Origin of the sequence: Chroococcidiopsis sp. CCALA 051, assembly GCF_003015105.1 — a bacterium.
GTDB lineage: Bacteria > Cyanobacteriota > Cyanobacteriia > Cyanobacteriales > Chroococcidiopsidaceae > Chroococcidiopsis > Chroococcidiopsis thermalis.
This window is the reverse complement of the sequence record NZ_PYCI01000031.1, coordinates 35390-54848: the sequence shown is the minus strand read 5'-3', so window position 1 is coordinate 54848 and position 19459 is coordinate 35390. Positions and strand designations below refer to the sequence as shown.

Annotated in this window: 21 protein-coding genes and 2 pseudogenes; 8 read left to right on the top strand and 15 right to left on the bottom strand. The window is 44.3% G+C overall.

What is annotated here, in order from left to right; translation table 11 throughout:
* Positions 1–902: tyrosine-type recombinase/integrase (locus tag C7Y66_RS10055; RefSeq protein WP_106545475.1), on the bottom strand; the 902-nt coding region annotated here is incomplete at its 3' end.
* Between the two features lie 131 nt (positions 903–1033).
* Positions 1034–1687: a Uma2 family endonuclease gene (locus tag C7Y66_RS10050; RefSeq protein ID WP_233222610.1), complete on the bottom strand. Its 654-nt coding sequence runs from the start codon at positions 1685–1687 to the stop codon at positions 1034–1036.
* Positions 1688–1884: 197 nt separating this feature from the next.
* On the opposite strand from C7Y66_RS10050, the gene C7Y66_RS10045 reads away from it, so the two are divergent.
* Both C7Y66_RS10045 and C7Y66_RS10040 read left to right on the top strand, forming a co-directional pair.
* Entirely contained in the window at positions 1885–3297 is a 1413-nt protein-coding gene (locus tag C7Y66_RS10045; protein WP_106545473.1) for a hypothetical protein, read from the top strand.
* A gap of 76 nt (positions 3298–3373) precedes the next feature.
* Complete coding sequence (locus C7Y66_RS10040; protein WP_106545472.1) at positions 3374–4609, top strand: AAA family ATPase; 1236 nt, start codon at positions 3374–3376, stop codon at positions 4607–4609.
* Between the two features lie 23 nt (positions 4610–4632).
* Here the strand turns inward: C7Y66_RS10040 and C7Y66_RS10035 are convergent, their stop codons facing one another.
* The gene (locus tag C7Y66_RS10035) at positions 4633–4953 is read right to left on the bottom strand and encodes a HigA family addiction module antitoxin (RefSeq protein WP_106545471.1); all 321 of its coding nucleotides are present in this window, start codon (positions 4951–4953) and stop codon (positions 4633–4635) included.
* Between the two features lie 34 nt (positions 4954–4987).
* Positions 4988–5281: a type II toxin-antitoxin system RelE/ParE family toxin gene (locus C7Y66_RS10030; protein ID WP_106545470.1), complete on the bottom strand. Its 294-nt coding sequence runs from the start codon at positions 5279–5281 to the stop codon at positions 4988–4990.
* 126 nt (positions 5282–5407) lie between these two features.
* On the opposite strand from C7Y66_RS10030, the gene C7Y66_RS10025 reads away from it, so the two are divergent.
* Together C7Y66_RS10025 and C7Y66_RS10020 are read left to right on the top strand one after the other, a co-directional pair.
* Positions 5408–6982, top strand: a complete 1575-nt coding sequence (locus C7Y66_RS10025) for a VWA domain-containing protein (protein ID WP_106545469.1) — start codon at positions 5408–5410, stop codon at positions 6980–6982.
* Positions 6983–7086: 104 nt separating this feature from the next.
* The gene (locus tag C7Y66_RS10020) at positions 7087–7365 is read left to right on the top strand and encodes a hypothetical protein (RefSeq protein WP_106545468.1); all 279 of its coding nucleotides are present in this window, start codon (positions 7087–7089) and stop codon (positions 7363–7365) included.
* Here C7Y66_RS10020 and C7Y66_RS10015 read toward each other — a convergent pair.
* The 3 genes and pseudogenes from C7Y66_RS10015 to C7Y66_RS33355 form a co-directional block, all read right to left on the bottom strand.
* Entirely contained in the window at positions 7350–8381 is a 1032-nt protein-coding gene (locus C7Y66_RS10015; RefSeq protein ID WP_106545467.1) for an IS630 family transposase, read from the bottom strand. The two genes, C7Y66_RS10020 and C7Y66_RS10015, sit on opposite strands and share 16 nt — an antisense overlap.
* A 24-nt stretch (positions 8382–8405) precedes the next feature.
* The gene (locus tag C7Y66_RS10010) at positions 8406–8999 is read right to left on the bottom strand and encodes a hypothetical protein (protein ID WP_106545466.1); all 594 of its coding nucleotides are present in this window, start codon (positions 8997–8999) and stop codon (positions 8406–8408) included.
* 99 nt (positions 9000–9098) lie between these two features.
* Positions 9099–9268, bottom strand: a pseudogene (locus C7Y66_RS33355) (NYN domain-containing protein); the annotation flags it as partial.
* 501 nt (positions 9269–9769) lie between these two features.
* Here C7Y66_RS33355 and C7Y66_RS10000 point away from each other — a divergent pair.
* Entirely contained in the window at positions 9770–10564 is a 795-nt protein-coding gene (locus C7Y66_RS10000) for a hypothetical protein (protein WP_106545465.1), read from the top strand.
* Positions 10565–10780: 216 nt separating this feature from the next.
* Here the strand turns inward: C7Y66_RS10000 and C7Y66_RS30485 are convergent, their stop codons facing one another.
* Complete coding sequence (locus C7Y66_RS30485) at positions 10781–10993, bottom strand: hypothetical protein (RefSeq protein WP_146149767.1); 213 nt, start codon at positions 10991–10993, stop codon at positions 10781–10783.
* A 211-nt stretch (positions 10994–11204) separates the two neighbouring features.
* Here C7Y66_RS30485 and C7Y66_RS33350 point away from each other — a divergent pair.
* Positions 11205–11488, top strand: a pseudogene (locus tag C7Y66_RS33350) (HU family DNA-binding protein).
* 293 nt (positions 11489–11781) lie between these two features.
* Here the strand turns inward: C7Y66_RS33350 and C7Y66_RS09990 are convergent.
* A complete protein-coding gene (locus C7Y66_RS09990) occupies positions 11782–15879 on the bottom strand; it encodes a restriction endonuclease (protein WP_106545464.1) in 4098 nt (1365 codons plus the stop codon).
* 140 nt (positions 15880–16019) lie between these two features.
* On the opposite strand from C7Y66_RS09990, the gene C7Y66_RS09985 reads away from it, so the two are divergent.
* Both C7Y66_RS09985 and C7Y66_RS09980 read left to right on the top strand, forming a co-directional pair.
* Positions 16020–16364, top strand: a complete 345-nt coding sequence (locus tag C7Y66_RS09985; protein WP_106545463.1) for a type II toxin-antitoxin system RelE/ParE family toxin — start codon at positions 16020–16022, stop codon at positions 16362–16364.
* Positions 16351–16656 carry a DNA-binding protein gene (locus C7Y66_RS09980; RefSeq protein ID WP_106545462.1) on the top strand — a complete coding sequence of 102 codons (306 nt, stop codon included), beginning with the start codon at positions 16351–16353 and terminating at the stop codon, positions 16654–16656. The genes C7Y66_RS09985 and C7Y66_RS09980 overlap by 14 nt, the downstream gene beginning before the upstream one ends.
* Positions 16657–16670: 14 nt before the next feature.
* Here C7Y66_RS09980 and C7Y66_RS09975 read toward each other — a convergent pair whose 3' ends face one another.
* From C7Y66_RS09975 to C7Y66_RS09955, 6 genes are all read right to left on the bottom strand, one after another.
* Entirely contained in the window at positions 16671–16865 is a 195-nt protein-coding gene (locus tag C7Y66_RS09975) for a hypothetical protein (RefSeq protein ID WP_106545461.1), read from the bottom strand.
* A gap of 42 nt (positions 16866–16907) precedes the next feature.
* Positions 16908–17081 carry a hypothetical protein gene (locus C7Y66_RS31005; RefSeq protein ID WP_158265898.1) on the bottom strand — a complete coding sequence of 58 codons (174 nt, stop codon included), beginning with the start codon at positions 17079–17081 and terminating at the stop codon, positions 16908–16910.
* 2 nt (positions 17082–17083) lie between these two features.
* Positions 17084–17314: a hypothetical protein gene (locus C7Y66_RS09970; protein ID WP_106545460.1), complete on the bottom strand. Its 231-nt coding sequence runs from the start codon at positions 17312–17314 to the stop codon at positions 17084–17086.
* Between the two features lie 96 nt (positions 17315–17410).
* Entirely contained in the window at positions 17411–18214 is an 804-nt protein-coding gene (locus C7Y66_RS09965; RefSeq protein ID WP_106545459.1) for a hypothetical protein, read from the bottom strand.
* A 4-nt stretch (positions 18215–18218) separates the two neighbouring features.
* Complete coding sequence (locus tag C7Y66_RS09960) at positions 18219–18974, bottom strand: hypothetical protein (protein WP_106545458.1); 756 nt, start codon at positions 18972–18974, stop codon at positions 18219–18221.
* Between the two features lie 44 nt (positions 18975–19018).
* Complete coding sequence (locus C7Y66_RS09955) at positions 19019–19456, bottom strand: hypothetical protein (protein ID WP_106545457.1); 438 nt, start codon at positions 19454–19456, stop codon at positions 19019–19021.
* Between the last annotated feature and the right edge of the window lie 3 nt (positions 19457–19459).

Genomic DNA, 19459 nt, shown 5'->3' with positions numbered 1-19459 from the left:
TCATCAAGCGACCGCACGTTATTGGCATTATCAAAAACGAGCTTGTCTCTCATCCATGTAAGTACAACTGTAATACTTAGGGAAAGAGTAGACGAAGCGGGTATTATGGATAAATCTTTTCGGTAAAGTTGGCGCTGCCAATCGACTGGGGCAAGCCAGTAGTCGCTGGTCAGAATCTCTAGATGGGGAAATAGCAAGAATGCGCCCAGGAAGTAATCGATGAGATTGTCATAGCTCTGGATGCGGGTGAAAGATTGCAGTTGTTTGAGTGCTGCTAAAAATGCTTCAGACTTTGCCACTCCTATTGCCATCATCTCTCGTTCTTGTTGCCTGGAAAACTCGACTTTCGTACCGTGCCAATTCCACAGCAAGCAGCACTGCTGTAGCGATAGATGAAGCGGTTGCAGTAGCAATGCGGCACGATAATATAGCCCAGAGCGCCTCAGCATATAGGGATGAATTGGCAAGGGAAGATTGGCAGTCTCGCCTGCTAGTGCAATTATATAGTGTAGCGAACGCTGATTCAGGCGCGATCGCCGTTCTGTGGCGAATAACCAATCGCATCGACGCTCTTGTGCTAGGTATTGTAGCAATTCCATTTCAGGAGCACACAGAGGTTGAAGATTGACTTGTTTGTGCAGGCGAGCGTCACTTTTGAGTTCGCGGTTGCGGATGATGTAGAGCGTTTTTCTGGTCAAGTCTAGGTCAGACCAGCGCAGCCAACACAGCTCGGATGGCTGTAAACATTGGCAGAATAGCAATAAGGCGATCGCCTTGTTTCTGGTGGGGTAGCGAGTCTTTTCCATCGCGGCGATGACTGCATCGACTTCATGTAGGTAAAGAAATTCGCGCTCGCGGTACTTGACAAATGCAGTTTTGAGCGGTGGAGATATCCTGGGCATGGAATGGAACAGAATAAATTTTTCGGCAAAGTCCGCGCTTTTATTATGCCATGCCCTAAAGTATTGAACCTCTAAAGTATTGAACCTAAAGTATTGGAGACGTAGAGGCGATCGTTTAAAGATACAAAAAGCTAGTTTTGTTGAGATTGCGATCGAATCCACTGGCGCACAGCACGAACCACACCAATGTCATCTTCGGTGGCAGCGAGTTGGAGAAATTGCTGCAACAGGGTTCCAGAGATTGTGGGAAAGGTAGGGCTAAACTCGCACTCGACATAACGATTGCCTTGTAGCTGATAAATGGTAACACCCTGACGCTCAGTGTAGCGCCAAACTTCAGGAATGGACAGTTGCAGGTAGATCCCGAAACGACGGCGCGAGAAACTCGTGATATCTACCTCAATTGCTAAATCTGGTGGGGGATCGGTATTGAGATCGATCTGACGACGACCAAGAATGCGTTCGACGTTTTGAATGTAAAAACAGGAATCCGGTTCGACTCCCTGTACCATTTCCTCTCGATTTAGTGTAGTAGAGCCATAGCCACGCAGCCTTTGGTTGAATTCCTCAGCTAGGGTACGGACGATCGCTTCCAGGATGCGACTGATGAACTCGTGCAGTTGGGATGGCATAATAATTTCCAAAACCCCTTGGCTGTATGCCAGACGCGCCGAACGGTGTTCGCCCAAGTCTTTTTGAATGGCTTGATAGGTCTGCCATGTAATGCCGTCGAGAACGACATATTGTGTTTGCTGATGGGATGGCTCTTGTAGTGTTTGCACCATACAATCTATTCCTAAAGCAACACTCACACTCAAAGGGAAAGGAGATTGCCCTAATTCACCCATAAATGTTGAGAGTTGGATAACTTTAATTTTATATTCTAACTGGAAAATGAAATTGATGTTCTATTCAGAATTAGAATATTTATAACTAGTAACTAGAAATTTGCCAAATCCCAAACGCGAACCATAGACACCCTATGCCATCAGTTGACCAGCAGCTCATAGCCCAACTCGTGCAAGAGCGATCTCAAACTCAGATGAGTGGAACGCAACCGCCTAGTGCAGCAAATCCTCGTGTGGGACAACTTTCTGGGCAACAGTGGCGGCATCTGGAAAAAGAGCCAATTTATTTGCTCAAGCTGACAGTTAAAGTAGGAGTGCAATCGCTGAAGTTGGATGGCTCCCATTTAGGGATTGGGGATGATGTACTAAAATTGTTGGAGAGTGCGGCAAAGGGCGGTTATGCCGCCAAGATCAACCACCGTCTCAAAGATGCTGCGTCCAAACTCCAAGCACGGCAGAAAATCATCTACAATCGCTACACCCTTTTGAGCGAACCGTTCCGCTTCGTCCACGAATCGGCACTACCCGATGCCCTAGAAGCGATTGATGGGATGACGGCGGAAGCTGACTCTTTGCGGCAAGGAATTTTAGCAACATACGAGTCAGAGTACGCTGGTTTTTTGTCATGGGTGGAGCAAGTACTAAAAGCCGCAGCATTAGAACCAAAAGCAATCCACCAGGCGTTGCGGCAGTATGCTGGTGCTTATCCTACCAAAGAGGAATTGCAAATAAAATCATTGCAGGTTCTAGTGGAAGGACCGATAAAAATTCCTTCCCTGCTAGAGCGATCGGAGCGCGAAGCAGAAGTGCAAAGGCAGCAGGCAGAAGCAGAGGCAACCTCTGTCGAACGCCAAAAACTCAAGCTGATAGAGCGATCGCAACAAACGTTACAGCAGACGTTAATTTCAACTTTATATGACGCGCAAATCAGAAGTCGGGACGAAGCGGACGCAAAACTAGCACAATTGCTAGAAAGCTTCAATTTGTCGGGAGCGGATGCGACATCAAGAACGGGGCAGAAGTGGGAGACGTTGATTGCTCGCTTGCAAGTCTTAATGCAATACGATCGCGATTTAGAGCCTGTGGTGGAGAGGGCGAGGCAGCTGGGGCAACTCTATCTGAGTGACAATCCCGACTTAGAGCGAGTACAGCAGCATTTGGAAGATTTCAGAGCCATGCTGAAGCAGCGCGTGCAGCAACAAAATTCGACTGGAGAGGGACTTGCCAACTTGACGAAGGCGTTGGCACTGGATGCGGGTTACTCCGAGTTACTTCGGCAGTTAGAGGCGATCGCCCAGCAGCCAGATCCGGAGCAGTTACGGCAACTCAAGGGTAAGTTAGCATCGATGGAGAATTTATTTAAATTCCGTACCAAAGACTTACTCAAGCGCTGGGAGATTGCTGAGGCAGCCGTGCGCCAGTCCTTGGGATTAGAAGCAACAGCCAAAACAAAGGATCTCGTTACTGCTCCAGATACCGTTGAGAGCGACGAGCGCGAGCGACATGACTCGATCGACCGACCTTACGACCCAGAGGCAGGATTTTAGGAAAACTCACCTTCTAGTTGGAATACAGAACTCATTTTCTAGTTAGAAAACGAAATTAAATCATCATGATTAAATCATGGCAATCGCTAAAAACACCAAAAAGTTAGCTGCTCAAGTCCCCAACAATGCCCCAGATGGCTCTGCTCCAGAGCGGTTGCAACAGTTACGGCGAGAGTTGAATCAGATTTTCTTGGAGCGATCTAGTGCGATCGATGGAGTGCTAGCCGTATTGCTCAGTGGTGGAAATGTGGTTTTATTTGGTCCGCCTGGTTGTGCTAAAAGCTGGATGTTACAACAGTTGTGCGGGGCAATCTCTGAAGCTGTATTCTTCGATCGCCTCCTGCAACCGACGATTACTCCTGACGAGTTACTAGGGCAATTGTCGCTGCGAGCATTACAGCAGCAAGACGAGTTGATCCGCAATACTAAGCGACGACTGCCGGAGGCACACATTGCTTTTTTAGATGAAGTGTTTCGCGGCAATTCTACTAGCCTCAATGCCCTGTTGCGGTTGATGAACGAACGGGTATTCGAGAATCCAGAACCGCAGCCAGTACCGCTACTGTTTTTGTGCGGTGCTGCCAACAACGTTCCATCTGATGGAGACTTGGATGCCTTTGTCGATCGCTTCGTCTATCGTCCTTGGTTGCAATACGTCCGCAAATTGGGTTCCAAGCGGGAATTGATTCACCGCGCCAGGCATAACATCAAACCAGAGGTAGTGGTGCGCCTGACGTTAGAAGAAATTAAGGCTTTGCAGCAACAAGCAGCCAACGTACCTTTTTCCGACGAACTTGCAGAAGATTTGATCAAATGCCAATTGGCGCTGGATCAGGAGGGTTTTTTGATTAGCGATCGCAAGTTGCAACAGCTAGTGAAACTGCTGCAAGCTCACGCACTGGTGCAGGGCGATGAGCAAGTGTACCCAGAATCTTTTCACGAATTGCTGCCAGACTGCCTGTGGCAAAGAGATCCCAAGGAGCGACAGAAGATCGGACAAATTTTGAATGCCTGCATTCCCGATCTCAACCAACAAGCCGTGTCTTGGTACGATGCAGCAAAAGAAGAGGTCGGCACTGTAGTGAGGGCAGCCAGAGAATACGATTTGCGTCCAAGCAATACAACCGAACAAAAATTAATTGAAGCAGCCGACAATGCTGCGAGTCGCTTGGAGGATATTGCCCGCAAGATTGAGAAGTTAATCGCCGATAACAAGAGCCGCAATGCCCGACGAGCGCAGAGAATACTGACCGATCTTCGCGAAGATTTGCTAGTAGAAGTTGGCGGTTACAAAAACAAAGTTTATCAATAGCTATTTAGCAGACTTTATATTATTTAGGCGCTTCTTTCTTCTTCCCGCAGGGCAAAAGTGGCGATCGCATTTATTTCCTCTTCTTCTTCTTTCAGTGTTTGGTATAGTTGCCAATTTTGTTGCAGATTCAGCCAAAACTCTGGACTATTACCAAAGAATTTCGACAGCCGCAATGCCGTACTTGGCGTTACGCCGCGCTTGCCATTCACCAACTCGTTGACTCGCTGGTAAGGAACGTGGATATTGTTGGCTAAATCCTGCTGAGTCAGTCCAAGTGGTTCTAAAAAATCTAGCAGCAAGATTTCTCCTGGGTGTGTGGGAGGGCGATATTTAGGGATTTTCATCTATTGTTACCTCAACTACAAATATTAACGATCGTTAATGATAATCAACAATTTCAACCAAATCTGCTCCCTGTTCCAACCAGACAAAACAAATTCGATACTGGTCGTTGATGCGAATGCTGTGTTGATCTGCTCGCTCACCTTGCAGGGCTTCTAACCTATTTCCTGGTGGCACTCTCAAATCGTTCAAAGATACGGCAGCAGAAAGCTGGTCTAACTTTCTCCTAGCAACAGACCAAAGATTAATCGGGCAAACTTTTCGAGCGTCTTTTGAATCCTCGCCGTCAAAAATGTCTTCCGTTCCTCGATCTTTAAATGCAACAATCATGAGCGCGATTGCTTAGTGCTAACATAATAACACGGATATTATGCTATCCTCAGCTAAAGATAGCCAAGGCGCGATCGCGCTTCTTGCCAGTTGAGGCAGTGTTGATGCTCATAGATTTTAAATCGTATGATGTATGACTTTGAACCACTGGTGTATCGAGTTGCAAGCATCTCCAAACTCTTTTGGCAGGAATACCTCAACTATTTTGAAGATGCTCGGATGATGCTGAGAGTAGGAACTAGCAAGCTGTTTGCCTTTCCCAGTTTTACTTTAGAAGTTTTTCATCGACTTTACTACGAAAGCGAACCAGAGGAGCTAGACTCACTACCACCCGAAGGTGCTTGGGCAACAAGATTGCATCAGGAGTTTTCACAACTGGTTGGCTTTGACACTCTGGTGGAGCAGTGTCAAGGCAACCAACTAGCAGCAGGATTGGCAACAGTAGAGTATTGCCGTCAAGTGTACGAGCGACTGCCGCCACCCATGCCTCGATTTCCCAACCCACAACAGTATCGGGATTTGATTAAGCAACTGAAGCATCAGCCTGAAGTTACGCCATCACAAGTATTCGATCGGATATTGACTTCTCCTCAAACAACTTCCCCGACTGGTTGGCCGCTACCCAAAAGGCGACAGCAGAAAGAACGAGAGCAGTGGTTGAGGCAGATGATTGAAGATAGCGGCGATCGCTCTCCTGAATTAATCCAACTCCTACAACAGGAGGGAAAACAGGCTGTATGGCAAGCTCAACAATATGCAAACAGTCTTGATGAAACGCAAGTCAGGCAAATGCTCAGGGCAGCCCTGAATGCTGCTGATGAAAAATTGAGCGAGGCATCTGGGTGGTTGGAGATGCTAGGCTTGAGCTGGGGAAATGAAATGGGTGGAGAACGGAGCGTCTCTAGCGCCGAAAAAATGGCACTAGCTCAGAAGATCGCAAGTAATACCAAGCTCAAGCAAATTGCTGTTGTTGCCGGACGTTTGCAATCCTTTGCCGAGCGCAAGCGTCGTAGTCAAGCTCTAAATGCCTTTGGGGAGATAACGACGATTGAGTTAGGAGATAACTTGTCGCGGTTGTTGCCCAGCGAACTCCAGAAACTCTCTACGAGCGATCTGTTTCCTCTGTTTGCGCTCTCCTATTACGATCGCTCCCTACTGCAATACAAGACGAGGGGGAAGGAGAAGCAGTGCAAAGGACCGTTGGTGGTGTGCTTGGATTCCTCTGGTTCGATGGATGGATTGCCTGACACTTGGGCAAAAGCGGTGACGGCAGTGTTAGGACAAATTGCTCGCCGAGAGGGACGGCACTTGCGAATCATCCACTTTGCAACTAGAGTTTGTCGAGTTGATGATTTTCCACCCCACCACCATGACTTCTCGCGACTGCTGGAGTCGATGCTAGCTTTTTACAATGGTGGCGGCACTGCTTGGGAGCCAGCTTTATTATCTGCTACCGAATGTATTGAGGGAAAACAACAGTTCAAACAGGCAGATATTGTCATGGTTACAGACGGTAAGTGCGACGTGAAACGGGAATTTATAGAGCAGTTAAAAATCAGGAAGCAACAGCTAGAATTTAATATTTATGGAGTCTTAATCGGTGGTGCGGGCGAGCGGCAGATGAAGCAGTTTTGCGATCGCATTTGGGTTGTTAGAGATCTGATGAGCGATGTAGAGATCGAGGAGTTGTTCTTGCTGTAATCCACGGGGTCAATACTCACCACATACTACATATAATCTTCTCCACTCCAAATCCAACCAATGTTTAGCTTTGCTTTTTCCCTCTGGCTCCCCGTGTTGTCGGATTGCGTCTAGTTGCCCCGCCAGAAGAGGATTTGCGTCTAGCAGAAGCAGTGGTAGAAGATCTGCGTTTTGCTGTCGGTTGGGCAGTAGGTTTTGCCTCTGGTTCGTCGGAGCGATCTTCGGGTATAGGTGAGGATGTTTCAGGTGATGCTTCAGGCTGTGGCTTCTGTTTTGTCTTTCGTCTAGTCGCAGTTTCGCCACGAGGGGCTGGCTTTGAATTTTTGGTGGTTGTCTTACTAACCAGAGCATGGATTAGTGAACAATTTCATGCGGCTGCATAAGCAACGTGTTTCTCATGAAAGAAGTTTTGCACAACTCTTGGCTGACGTTGTGTGCTACGTAAATAGCTACGGATGTTGTCAATCATCTGAGATTTGTTTTTGGCGCGTTGCCGTCCGACAGCATTGGCTTTGACATCGTGATTGAGTAACTCGTCGGGATTGAGTTCGGGACTATAAGCGGGCAAGAAAAACATTCGGATCCGATCGGAGTGTTTTGCTAGCCATTGGTGGACTGCACGAGAGCGATGTACTGGATGACCATCTACAATCAAAAATACTTTGTGAGCATTGTGACGAATCAGACGACGCAAGAAATCGAGCATCACGGCAGAATCAAAACGTTGTGTGAATAACTTGAAGCACAACTTGCCACGATTGGTAATTGTGGAAATCATATTACAGCTAAAACGCTGCCCAGTAGCTGGTATGACTGGTGTCTTTCCCTGCCGCCCATAGGAATAACCAGCTTGGTAGTCAGAACGGACACCCATTTCGTCGCCCCAGTGAATTTCAGCTCCCTCGTGGTGAGCTTCTCGACAAATCTGGGGATATTCAGTCTCTAGCCATCGCTTCACAGCTTTGTGGTCTTGTTCATAGGCACGATGTAACGGTTTTTGTGGCGTAAAACCCCATTTCTTGAGATAACGCCCCACTGTCCATACCGATACTGATAAGCCAAAGCACTCTGCGAGAAACTGCTGCACTGCTTCACGCGTCCATAAGTAGAAAGGTAAGTCCAGTTGATCGGGGCATTTTTGCTCCATCAACCGCACGGCTGTAGCCGCTTGATGGGGGAGTAGACGTGAGCTAGCGCGAGGTCCCCTCTTTTTCGCTTTCAACGATGATACACTACCATTTGCTACAGTTTTCGTCCAATGGTGTATTGCCGTGCGCGAAACCTGAAATACACGAGATGCCTCTGATTTACTCATGCCATTTTCGATCGCATTCACAACTCGATACCGCAGTGCTTCTTGGGCAGTGGCTGATAGATGGCGAGCGTCTTTAAGTTTCATCGTTGACTCCGCACATAGCTACACCTAGTATGTTAACTGATCTATGCTCTGGTTAGTAGCTTTTAAGGTGGATTTGGCAGTAGTTTCTGATTCTACTATTAGCTGTGGAGTATCTTCAGTTTGGGCGATCGGTTCAGAAGATACTTGGCTTTGAGATTCTTCTGGTGTTTCAGGTTTTGGTGTTGCAGCTGTGTTTGGCTTTTTCTTAGCTTGGCGCTGTGTTGTTGTCGTGGCAGAAGACTTGCTCTTTGCTTTCGATGCTTCAGCGCCAGCGATTGATGATGGTATCTCCGGTTCAGATACTTCAGATGTGGGAAGTTGTAACTCAACGGCGATCGCGCCTTTAGTCTCGGCTGTGACGATTGCAAGTACCATCTCTTTTTCGCGATCGTGCTGCTCGAAAAGGGTTTGAAGCTCGGGTAGTCCCATTTGTCTGGACAGTCGCGGAATTTGACTCGATTTGAGAAATCTTGCCTCCATCTGTGCGACTTCTCGAATCGGGTAGTAGTTGACTACCAACACCCCTGCTCCTTGAGAATCAGCCATACCACGATAATATTTACCTAAGCCAAGTAGGTCGGCACTAATTAACTGTTTTAACTGTTGCGATTCATCCATTAAAATCTACTGAACACCAGAAAGTTTATCTTACATCTACAATAACCACCGATTTCACGCTTTTGGCACTCTCGTTCTCGAAAAAAAGTCGCTCGAACTCCTGACTGGACGAATGGCAAATTCGTGTAAATTATCTTCCCAAGCCTTCAGTGAAGGATTTTTCTAGTCGCCGTAAGCTTTTCTAAGACAATGCCATACTTGGCAATTTCAGAGACGATCGCGTCAATCTTGGCAGCAGGAACGTTATCTGCATCAATTAGCAAGGCAATTTTTGATTCTGATTACTGCATATTTTTCTAGATTTTCTGCCTGCTTGAATGCCAACGTCCGAAAGGCTCCTTTTTATTTGTTCTCAGTGAGGATTAATTGGGATAATACTAAGTCAACCGCCGATTTGCTATTTCAATCGCTCGTGAACGATATGATTTAATAGTGTTTGCGGCTAAACTTCAAAATTTTAGGAATTATACCCGCCTCCTGCTGTCTAAAACTGCCTTAGTTGTAAATCAATATTCGTTACTGTCGCTCCTCTCACAATCGACTCGAACAAGTGCATGAGGTTATTGAGCAATTGCTTTGTTGCGTCACGCGATGGTGTTTGGAAAATCGAGCAGCCCTAGCTTAACGATAAAAATACAGCCTACAAAATAATTCAAGCAATCGCTGCCATCTGCCTATGATGCGTTTGCGCGTGCATGAGAGAAACCTAGTAGTCGTGGGAATAATAGGGCGAGTGACTGAAACTGGAACAGACAAGGAGACAGGGAGCAATGCAACTCAATCAAGTCAAATGTTGGCAGATCGATCCGATGACTTGCGATCTGGAGACAATTACGCAACGGCAGCACGACATTGACCTAGTAACAAAAAGCCTACTCAAACAGTCGTATAGAGCATTTTTTCTGAATCCAAGAGAGGAAATCGAAAAATTCAACTGGTATCGCGCTCTGATTAGGGGAGAAACGAGCAAATTCTATATTGACGGTAGTGGGGTATATCAACTTGTCAACATAGATTTGACCCAAAAGGAGATGTATTTTGAGAAAAGTCGCCAAGCGACGGGCTACAAACCGTGGATCTTTTATAGCTGGCAAAGCGACCACAACCCATCAAGAAGCCACATCAAAGCAGCCTTAGATAAAGCGATTGACAACATCAACAACAGCCGCAAACCCAGAAGAGAGTTAGAACTGGTTGAATCAACTCGACCGGAAGATGGAGCAAAAGATATTGTTGAAGCAATAAAACGCAACATAGATCGGAGCTTGATAGCTGTTTTTGACATTACTAATACAGCCCAAATCATAGGCGATCCCACGCTCGAAGCAGGAATGAAGTACCAGCCGAATGCCAACGTATCTTATGAGTTAGGCTATGCTCTCCATAGCAAAAGCCCGCAGCAAATAATTCTAGTAAAGCAGAGGCGGAAAGATTTAGGCAATGATTTAGTGCCTTTCGATTTCCAACAGCATCGCTACTGTCAATATGACAAACCTAGCAAGCTGGAACAAGATTTGATGCAAGCAGTATCATTCATGCTAGAGAAGATGGGCTGGGTTCTATGAATAAACTTCGAGAGCCAGTTTATTATCACTGCCGTACTTGTTCAAGTAGCAGTACTAGGAGTAGCACAAAGCAGTCAGTTGAGTGTAATTAGTGTGAGCGATCGCGATATCTTGTGCGTTCAAAGCCAAGGAAAAATACTGCAACAAAACAGCCACGTTTAGAAACTGAAAAACAGGCGTAGCAAAAGCGTCTGGGTTTCTGGAATCAAGGGAACCTTACAATGCCGTAGGACTATCACTGAGATAAATCTGCTGCTGCGCCACCAACAGCAACCGCACCTTCGCCTTCAACAAGGCTATCAGCCTGCGTTCGGACGGATTGCAACTTGCCACTGAAGCCGAAGCCAAAGCCGTGTTTGATGCATACCCAGGAGATCGGTTTGGGTTAAATAGGGATAGCAATCGCATTCCTTGTGAGGAAATCCGCACTTAGCTCTAGCAGGCAATCGTTCAGTAATTGTCGTCATGTTTCGCGATCTCTTCCGTCATATTTCTCCCCTAAATTCCTACATATAAATATTAGTAAAAAAGTCGAATCTCAGAGAATTCTCACTGTCTATATGAAGTTTGCACTACGACGCAATTGCCATTGCTTTTTTTCTACACTATAATGGCGGCGGTGTGTTGAGTTCAAATTACTATGAATAAGGGTGAATTAGTTGATGTCATCGCCTCAAAAGCTAACGTGACCAAAAAAGAAGCCGATTCTATCCTCAATGCCATTACAGACACGATTGTGGAAGTCGTGTAAGCGCGGTGATAAAGTCTCCCTCGTTGGTTTTGGCTCTTTTGAGGCACGTCAACGGCAAGCTAAGGAAGGACGCAATCCCAAAACTGGTGAGAAAATGCAAATTGCTGCCACTCGCGTTCCTGACGAGCGCTGCTGGCAAGTTGTTTAAAGATAAAGTTGCTCCCAATAGTTAGCCTTCGCATTCATTAGCAGTGCGATCGCTTTGATACAAGTTACAATTACTACATCACTTAAAAGCGAAATATTTCTCAACCTAACTCTTGTATCCTTTTGTCGCTCATCGCTTTTCGAGTGAGATGAGTGACAAGCAATATTACCTAGAATTACAATGATAACGCCAATTAGTCTGAAGCTACTCGAATCATCTCCTCAAATATAAAAATATAAAGCGATCGAGCGGCACTATAACTATTTTCCGCTCCTCCATTCCAATTACTTTGTTAAATACTTCTTCAGCTTACCTGCGTTATTCTCCATACATCTCTCGCTGAAATTCAATATCATATTCAGCACGTTTCACTAAAGAATCCAAAAATTTACGAATAGGCGATCCCTTAAAGAATTTTTTTGCTTTCTCAGAAGCCGTATCTCGCAAGGCCATATCTTCTGGAAATGGTTCACCTTGTATACCCATACGTGTTCCAGAAACAGCAATAATAAATAAGTTACTCCTGACGGCTTCATAGCATCGATCGCTAACCTGATAAGCTCGTTCAATTAGGTTTCTTACAAACTCAAAATGGCGGAATATAAAGCCAGAATGAAAAAGATTGATTAAGTTACTAACTGCTTTAATTTTTTCTTCATCTCCAGTTTGAATCCACTCTTTTAGCAGTTCAATACTTGTAGGAGCGATCTCAAGCTTAGATTTATTGCTATACTTTTCTATATAAGTTAGCGAAACTTCTTTATAAAGTTCTTTGTACAATCGTTCCTTGATTAGCGTCTTTGTTTGAACTGAAGCTGAGTTCTTACTTTTACTTAATAAAATTAATTCTCTCTGTGATTCACAGTCAAACCAGAGATCGCGAATTTCTCTCAGCATATCTCCATACTCTTCAGCACTTGATAAATAATGCAAGCAATTTTCATAAGAGCTTGAGGGAAATGGTTGATAGTTGAATGCATCTTTTTCCACACTTGCTTCAATTCGCCTCAATATTAATCGAAGTATGGAAGATGGTATTTTTTGAGATGTATAAACAAGAAATTCACTGATGTGATAGCCATTCAAATGATTGACCAACTCCAGTTTATGTAGAAATACTTCTAATTCTTCTTTTGTTAAAGAATCTAACAAAGCCGTGCTAAAAATTTGAAATAACTCTTCTGCCAATTCTACATTCCGATCGACTTCTACATCTAATGCTAAATGGATAGCTAACTGTGGTTGAGACCGTATCAGTATTGCTAATGACCCGATCGCAGCTTTCTTCACTTCAAGTTCAGGATGAACGAGAAGCTTTTGAACGATCTGACGTAACTCATCTGATGCTAAGTTGTTTTCCCAAGCCCAGTAGCTTTTTGCAAATGAGCCGCAAAACGATGATTTACCGCTATCAACAGCAGCTTGAAATACTTTAATAGCTCGTTCAATATCAAACTCTCTGGCTCGGTAAAGCATTGATGCTATATATGACGCAAGGGGACAATCTCCTAAAGCCAGGATTTGTTCGCATATTGCTATGGAGTAATTTGGATTTAACTCGGAAAGCAATTCTAGAAAATGGGTTGATACTTTACCATTATTTCCAGAAATAATCTGCAATCGCTCATTTAGAACTTGCACACCCTCTTGAGGAAGTGAGTGTTTCTCTAAAAAACTGTTCGCAAGAGACTCAAGAATTTGACGTATATACTTCTCACGTCTCTCCCAACTCAGTTGAAATTTTTCCTCCTGCCAATCCCACTGATAGTTACCACTCAACACTCCAGTCAGTTTGAGATTCTCTGTTTTAGGAACAGAGAAGATAATTTTTCTTGCTTTTTGTCTAACTCTGCTTGAGTAGCTCCTTCGAGCATACCAATCAAGCTTTTCAATAACTTTTAGCTGAATCAATGGCTCTATAGCACGAGTAGCTAGTGAATGAATCTTTTCTAAGATTTCTAACTGTTCGGATTCCCACCATTGATTTGCTTCTTCAATCGGTTGGCTAGAGCGATCGTGTAACTCTTCAAGTGCTTTGATCGCGCTGTCTAACGCTCTCAAGACGACTTTGACATTATTTGAGTTGAATAAGTTTTCAATAAGTTTGAGAGCTGTTTTACAAATTGCTTGAGTAATTTCACGATCTACTAAAAATACGCTAATTTGAAGAGTTTTTCCATCATAATTATTATATTCGATATCTTTTTTTAAAAACGAATCGAGAATGTCTAAAGGAGAATAGATATGGTCATGGGCATTAGGTTCTTGAAGCCATCGTTCTATCGCTTCAATAACTTGCCAATTAAATTTTAACGATTTATCAATTCTATATTTAGCTAAATCTATCAGACTCCTAATTGATTCAGGGAGGTTATTGTATGGCCTACTTGTATCATCTCTTCCAAGCTGCCACAGGAGATCGCAACAAATAGGCACGTAGTCAAGTGTATAACAGATCTGCTTGAGAATCCCTGGTAGTCTGGTTAGCACATCAAAGTGGGTATAATGATAATATCGTTTTGCTATGTTTTCATCCTCTAAGGTAGTAGGATGACGCATTGCAAATTGCACGATCTCTAGTGAAAATTCTGGCTGATAGTATGCAATTTTTCTGAGTGAATCTAGCAGTTTACATCTGTTTAGATTAGAAGCTCGTTTAAATTCTTCTTTAAAATTCTGGAAAATCACATCAAGTAAATTAGTTTCTTGCTCGCTGCTAAAGCGAACTCGCCAATCTAGTTCAGCTAAATTGAGAAGTACCTGCGCTGGATAAATCTTTCTGAAAGTTTCAAATATTTCTTGTGCGTATCCTGTAGAGTCCCCCTGTTCGGTTAAACAAGCTTCATGTAAGATCCGATCGGCAAGCACGTCAGGTGTAATTCGTAGGTTATTCCCTCGACGTATCAGAACTCCAGTTTGCTCAAGAGTTCCTAAAATACGAATCAAAGTTGCTCTATCTATTTCCAGAAAATCTGTAGCCGCTCGTTGAAATTCCTCATTAGTCAGTTGAATAGGTGAAACAGCAGCAATTAGTTCTAATATTTTTTTACAAATTTTAGGATTAATTTGCCGATCGATTTGCCCAATCAAGATGTCCTGAAATCGATTCAGTACCATGCGTCGGAAATCTTCATTGCGTTCCAACAGTTTCAAAGGAATTGCTCGCTCCGCTAATAAATGACCGCCTACTACAGTTACTAGAGGAGAATCGTAGGCGATCGCTGCCAATTGCTCGGCAAAGTGAACATACTCTTGTCCAATTGCTTGACGCGCTAGAGCTTTCGTTTCTAGACGGCTCAACTCTTTCAGTTCATCTAGTTTCAAATAATCTATTCCCTCTCGATCTAGTTGTGCCTGAAGAGATTGGACAGCGTAGGATCGACAAGAAAAAACTAATTTAATTTTAGGATGATGCCTTCGGGCACGGTTCTGAATAAGTGTACGTAAGCTTGTTACGTCCTGTTCGCGTCTATGAGCATCATCTAAAACAATAACGCAGGAATGTAGTGGTAAATTGTCGGCGTTTTCAGGAGTAACAGGTATATCGTCTTCAACGAACCATAGTCGGAAGTTAGGGTACTCGAATGTCTTCGCAAATTCATAAAGTAATTTGGTCTTACCAATACCACCACGCCCAGATAAGATTGCAACTTGCTTCTCACTTGATGTTACAAAATCATGCAAGCTCTTGAGTGCATCATCACGCCCTTCTAGTTTCCAGGTATGGTTAAATAGCCGATCGGCATTGAGCCAACTATAGAAAAAATCATTGTAAGAGACAAACGGAGTTAGCTTTGAAATTCCTAAAAATGCATTTAGCCATTCTGGGTGAAAGTGATCTCTTACTAAACGACGAGCAATTTCCAGCGGAAGTTCTCGTACTTTTTGTGAAATATCTTGCACATCCCAAACTTCCCATCTTGGACTGTTAGCAATAACATTCCGAACCTCAACATTTGCTACACGGCTTAAAAATAAAATATATCGCTCTGCCTCAAACTCTTTTGCCCGATCGATAACTTCTGTGACATCACTCCGGTTGAATTGTTGCCACTGCTTACATTGAAATGCCCATTTTTCACCATTATTCAAGTCAGCAACGATATCAATGCCTTTCTGAGCGTTTCCCTGAGTGCCGTAGTGATAAATTTCTTTTGGTTTGAGAAATCGAGCAATGAGATCGAGACAGAAAGCTTCAAAAGCATCCCATGCAAGCCCTTCAAGCGGCAAATACTTTTCGCTAGCTTTAGCTGGTAACTGGAGATCTTCAAGGGAGTTTTCTTCTTGGTGTTTTTTAAGCAATTCGGGAATTTTTTCAGCAAAACTTAATGGCACGCGCACTGTTTTTGTGGGTTCCCGATTTTCACCACTGACTTTTGGGCGACCTGTTCCTTTACGCTTACCACCACGCGGCATATTGACACCAAACGTCAAAACTTCATTTTTACCGAATTTTTCTAACTTGCATTATAATTCATCAAATGATTTTGTTATCATTTTATTTTTGAAACTTGTTACAAAATCAGAAATACTAGTTGGAAAAGAATTGAAGGCTTATGGAGGCACAGCCACGGCAAGTAGTCATGTACGTAACAGAAGACGATGACTGCCCCTTTGAACGTTGGTTAGATGCCCTGCGAGACGCTCGGGCAAGAGCTAGAATCAAGAAGCGACTCGATCGAATTGGGCTGGGCAATCTGGGAGACTTTAAGCCTGTAGGCATTGGAGTCATGGAACTCAGAATTGACTATGGACCAGGTTATCGAGTCTACTTTGCCCGAACGGGAGCGACGATCGTCCTTTTGCTCTGTGGTGGGGATAAAAGTACTCAAGAGCAAGATATTCTTAGAGCAAAGCAATACTGGACAAACTTTCAGCAAAGACAAAATGCCAACACATAAGAGCTACCACTCCTATCTGATTGAATCCTTAAAAGATCCGGCAGAGGCAGCTGCTTATCTAGATGCTGTCTTGGAAGATGGCGATTTTGAGCATATTTTACTGGCATTGAAAAATGTAGCAGAAGCTCGCACAAGTCTGGCTGACGCTTCTCACAAGACCGATCCCGATTGGGAGAATTGCTATCAATTACTTGCACGAGGAGAGGTGCCAGGACTTCTGGCGATCGCACAACTATTAAACGGGTTAGGGTTAAAACTGTCTGTGACAGTCAAAGAAGGGCAAGCCGTTTGACGACAGCTTCTGCCTTATGCCAACACAAGCGCATTAACCAAAATAGCGAAGCTGGCTGCGTTTTGGTCGGTAAGCGAAATCTCAACTTTTTTATTAACTGCTGGTTTGGCTTGGGGCAGTTCGTTGAACTTGAGCGCGATTTCCGATCTAGCTGTATCTGCCAATTCACCGCTCTTTTCCACAGCAAAGTAGATGCCGCGATCGCTCAATTGATGTTGAGGCTGACAATCTCCCTGCCCGCAAGCTGTGGCTCAAAATGTGGAGCGATCGCCCCTATCGCTCTGTTGTGTCTCGCCCAGATACTTGGTGCCGCCTAGATTCGCACTCGCTTGCTTGGCTGTTAAGCTTTGGGCAGGAGGTAGAGGGATCTTCTCTAGCTTGACACTAGCGGTTGGATTGATAGCAGGTATGTCGGGATAAGTCACATTTATCTCTCATACCGACGAGTATACATAGCATCGCTGGCTTTTGCTACTAACGATTTCTTTGTCTTGGGTGTTTCTAAATAGATGCGATCGCCCTCAATCCGCAGCAACTTCCAAGTACAGCCTTGTTTAGCCCAAGCTAAATGTATCTGCTTACCAATAAAATTAGCAAGTTTTTCTTTTGGAATTGGTAGCATTACCAGTTGTGCCTTTTGTTGCTGATGACGTTTCATAACTAAATGCTCTCCAATTAAAATAATTCCCTCCTACAAGCTGTAGGAGGGAAAAAAATACTCAGTGCAACGATCGCTGTATTGAATACAAACAGCTTAGAGAAGGCTTTGGATAATATCGTTTGGCGTTTTTTTATTCCAACTAGAATGGGGAATGAGGTCGCTTGCAGGATACCGTTTGGCTTTTTTATCGTGCAGCAGCATGAGTTGGTGGCGGATGTCTTCTGGAAATTGTTTTGATTTGTGGCTCACAGCATCGCTGTTGAACGGGCTGCTCCAGAATAAATCCCAGATTTTCACAATATTTTGTGAATTGCACTGAGGTACTAAATTGTTGCCGAAGCAGATACTTCCTTCTCCCATAACATTAGGTAGAGGAGCTGCATACAAATTACCTGCTGGGTCGAACGAGCTACCTTTCATTGCCCAAATGTAGTAAGTTCTGCTAATTCCTACAAATAGCAAGGCAGGCAAAGGAACAGCGATCTTCAAGGTTTGGTTATATACATTATTTTGGAGCAGAATGTTGTATTTGTGCGGCGGGAAATAAAGCAGAATCCATTCACCGTTTTTACCTTTACCCCATCTGACAATATTATTTGACAACCATCCTGAATCGATAGCTGGCGTGCTGAATGCAGCAGCGACAGCTTCAGGCGAGACTGGTTTGTATTCAACACCATCTTGAGCTTTGCTCACGAAGATGTACTGCCCGCGTAAAATGAGCAAATGTCCTAGAATTTCGTCATCTGGAACGGTATGGGCGATGGTACGAGCGATCGCCATAGCTGATAGCTGCGGCAGTTGCAGCACAGTTGGAGTTGTAGATCCCGTTATATGAGTTGAATTGTGGGTTCCTACTTCTGAAGTAGCTATTGAGATTTCTGATGCTTGAATCATAATTTTATTCAGTAGCGCGGTTCCAGAGTTCAAAGGCGGCTTTTCTATGAGCAGCATCGCGCTCAATCCATTCACCCAGTGCTGCGGCTTTGTCCCAATAGCTGTTAGCAATCTTCCATTGCTCGGCTAGAAACATGATGTTTTCATAAGTCCAAGGCAGGCTCTCGCAAACTTCCGTGCTGACATCGCACCAGATACAGCCAGTGCTTTTGTCAATCAGGGAGATCGCCTCATATAAATAGCAAAGAGGATGTGGTTGTTCGGCACAAAGTTGTTGGAACCGCTCTAGATCGATTGTGTCGGCAGGAGCTAAGCATTCGGGAGTAAAACCAAACTTTTCTTCCCAAACTTCCAAGTCGTAACCAAATCCGAGCAGCGAGAGCAAGAATTGGTCGCAGTCTTCTAGGTCTTCTAGATCTTCATACCACCAATCATTAGTTTTAGGCAGTATTGGTATTTCGTACTCTCTTGAGGTAGTAGTTTCAAATTCCTCCCATAATTCTATGGCAAAAAGTTGTTCGTTGACTAAATGTAAAAATTCGATTTCTTTGTCGCAATAAATGCTATCAAACGTGCGTCGATCTAGCGGAATTTTAGATGCTTTCCACTCTTGAGGAAAAACCTTTTGGTAGAGATGGAGAAGTTGAGTTTTACAAGCTAAACCTTGCAGGTATTCAAGAGCATCGGTAACGGTCACAGGAGTGCGGTATTGCAGAATTTGTTGGCTAAAAGATGATAGCGATGCTGATACTACGTACATACGTGATGAATGTTATGCAGCCATTGTTTGGCTGCACGTTTAACTTAGATAAGTTTCGGCGTAATTCGAGCAGGAGTAGCAGGGGCACGACACAGGTTTAGATTCGCGCTAGCGATCGCCACTTCCCAGTTTTGACCGTGAGTGTATGCTGCTTCAATCTGCGGCTGTAAGGCAATCAAAGCAGCTATATCTAAATTTTTTTGTAGTTTTAATTGTTCGAGTTGCCAAACTAGCGACAAAGCCGGATTGAGCTGCGGTAGTGCAGCGCCAAGTTCTTGGCAAACAGCTGCGACAGAACCTTTAGTTCCCGCACGTTTGAGCATTTGAATGCGTACGGTATCGCCCTGAGTTTGGCGTTGAATTTCTGCATTTGCCAGTTGGGGCATATAAGCAGCAATGGTGGTGCGGAGAACATCATCGTTGGCTGCAATGCTTTCGTCCAGAGGAGTTTCTTGACCTTCGATCGCTAAAACGTATTTCATATC

Bases quoted from the DNA above. Each gene is read 5' to 3' on its own strand.
- C7Y66_RS10015 (WP_106545467.1), bottom strand. From the start codon at position 8,381: ATGAAACTTAAAGACGCTCGCCATCTATCAGCCACTGCCCAAGAAGCA.
- C7Y66_RS10025 (WP_106545469.1), top strand. From the start codon at position 5,408: ATGATGTATGACTTTGAACCACTGGTGTATCGAGTTGCAAGCATCTCC.
- C7Y66_RS09990 (WP_106545464.1), bottom strand. From the start codon at position 15,879: ATGCCGCGTGGTGGTAAGCGTAAAGGAACAGGTCGCCCAAAAGTCAGT.
- C7Y66_RS09980 (WP_106545462.1), top strand. From the start codon at position 16,351: ATGCCAACACATAAGAGCTACCACTCCTATCTGATTGAATCCTTAAAA.
- C7Y66_RS09970 (WP_106545460.1), bottom strand. From the start codon at position 17,314: ATGAAACGTCATCAGCAACAAAAGGCACAACTGGTAATGCTACCAATT.
- C7Y66_RS10030 (WP_106545470.1), bottom strand. From the start codon at position 5,281: ATGATTGTTGCATTTAAAGATCGAGGAACGGAAGACATTTTTGACGGC.
- C7Y66_RS09965 (WP_106545459.1), bottom strand. From the start codon at position 18,214: ATGATTCAAGCATCAGAAATCTCAATAGCTACTTCAGAAGTAGGAACC.
- C7Y66_RS10050 (WP_233222610.1), bottom strand. From the start codon at position 1,687: ATGGTGCAAACACTACAAGAGCCATCCCATCAGCAAACACAATATGTC.
- C7Y66_RS10040 (WP_106545472.1), top strand. From the start codon at position 3,374: ATGGCAATCGCTAAAAACACCAAAAAGTTAGCTGCTCAAGTCCCCAAC.
- C7Y66_RS09985 (WP_106545463.1), top strand. From the start codon at position 16,020: ATGGAGGCACAGCCACGGCAAGTAGTCATGTACGTAACAGAAGACGAT.
- C7Y66_RS10000 (WP_106545465.1), top strand. From the start codon at position 9,770: ATGCAACTCAATCAAGTCAAATGTTGGCAGATCGATCCGATGACTTGC.
- C7Y66_RS10010 (WP_106545466.1), bottom strand. From the start codon at position 8,999: ATGGATGAATCGCAACAGTTAAAACAGTTAATTAGTGCCGACCTACTT.
- C7Y66_RS09955 (WP_106545457.1), bottom strand. From the start codon at position 19,456: ATGAAATACGTTTTAGCGATCGAAGGTCAAGAAACTCCTCTGGACGAA.
- C7Y66_RS09960 (WP_106545458.1), bottom strand. From the start codon at position 18,974: ATGTACGTAGTATCAGCATCGCTATCATCTTTTAGCCAACAAATTCTG.
- C7Y66_RS10035 (WP_106545471.1), bottom strand. From the start codon at position 4,953: ATGAAAATCCCTAAATATCGCCCTCCCACACACCCAGGAGAAATCTTG.
- C7Y66_RS10045 (WP_106545473.1), top strand. From the start codon at position 1,885: ATGCCATCAGTTGACCAGCAGCTCATAGCCCAACTCGTGCAAGAGCGA.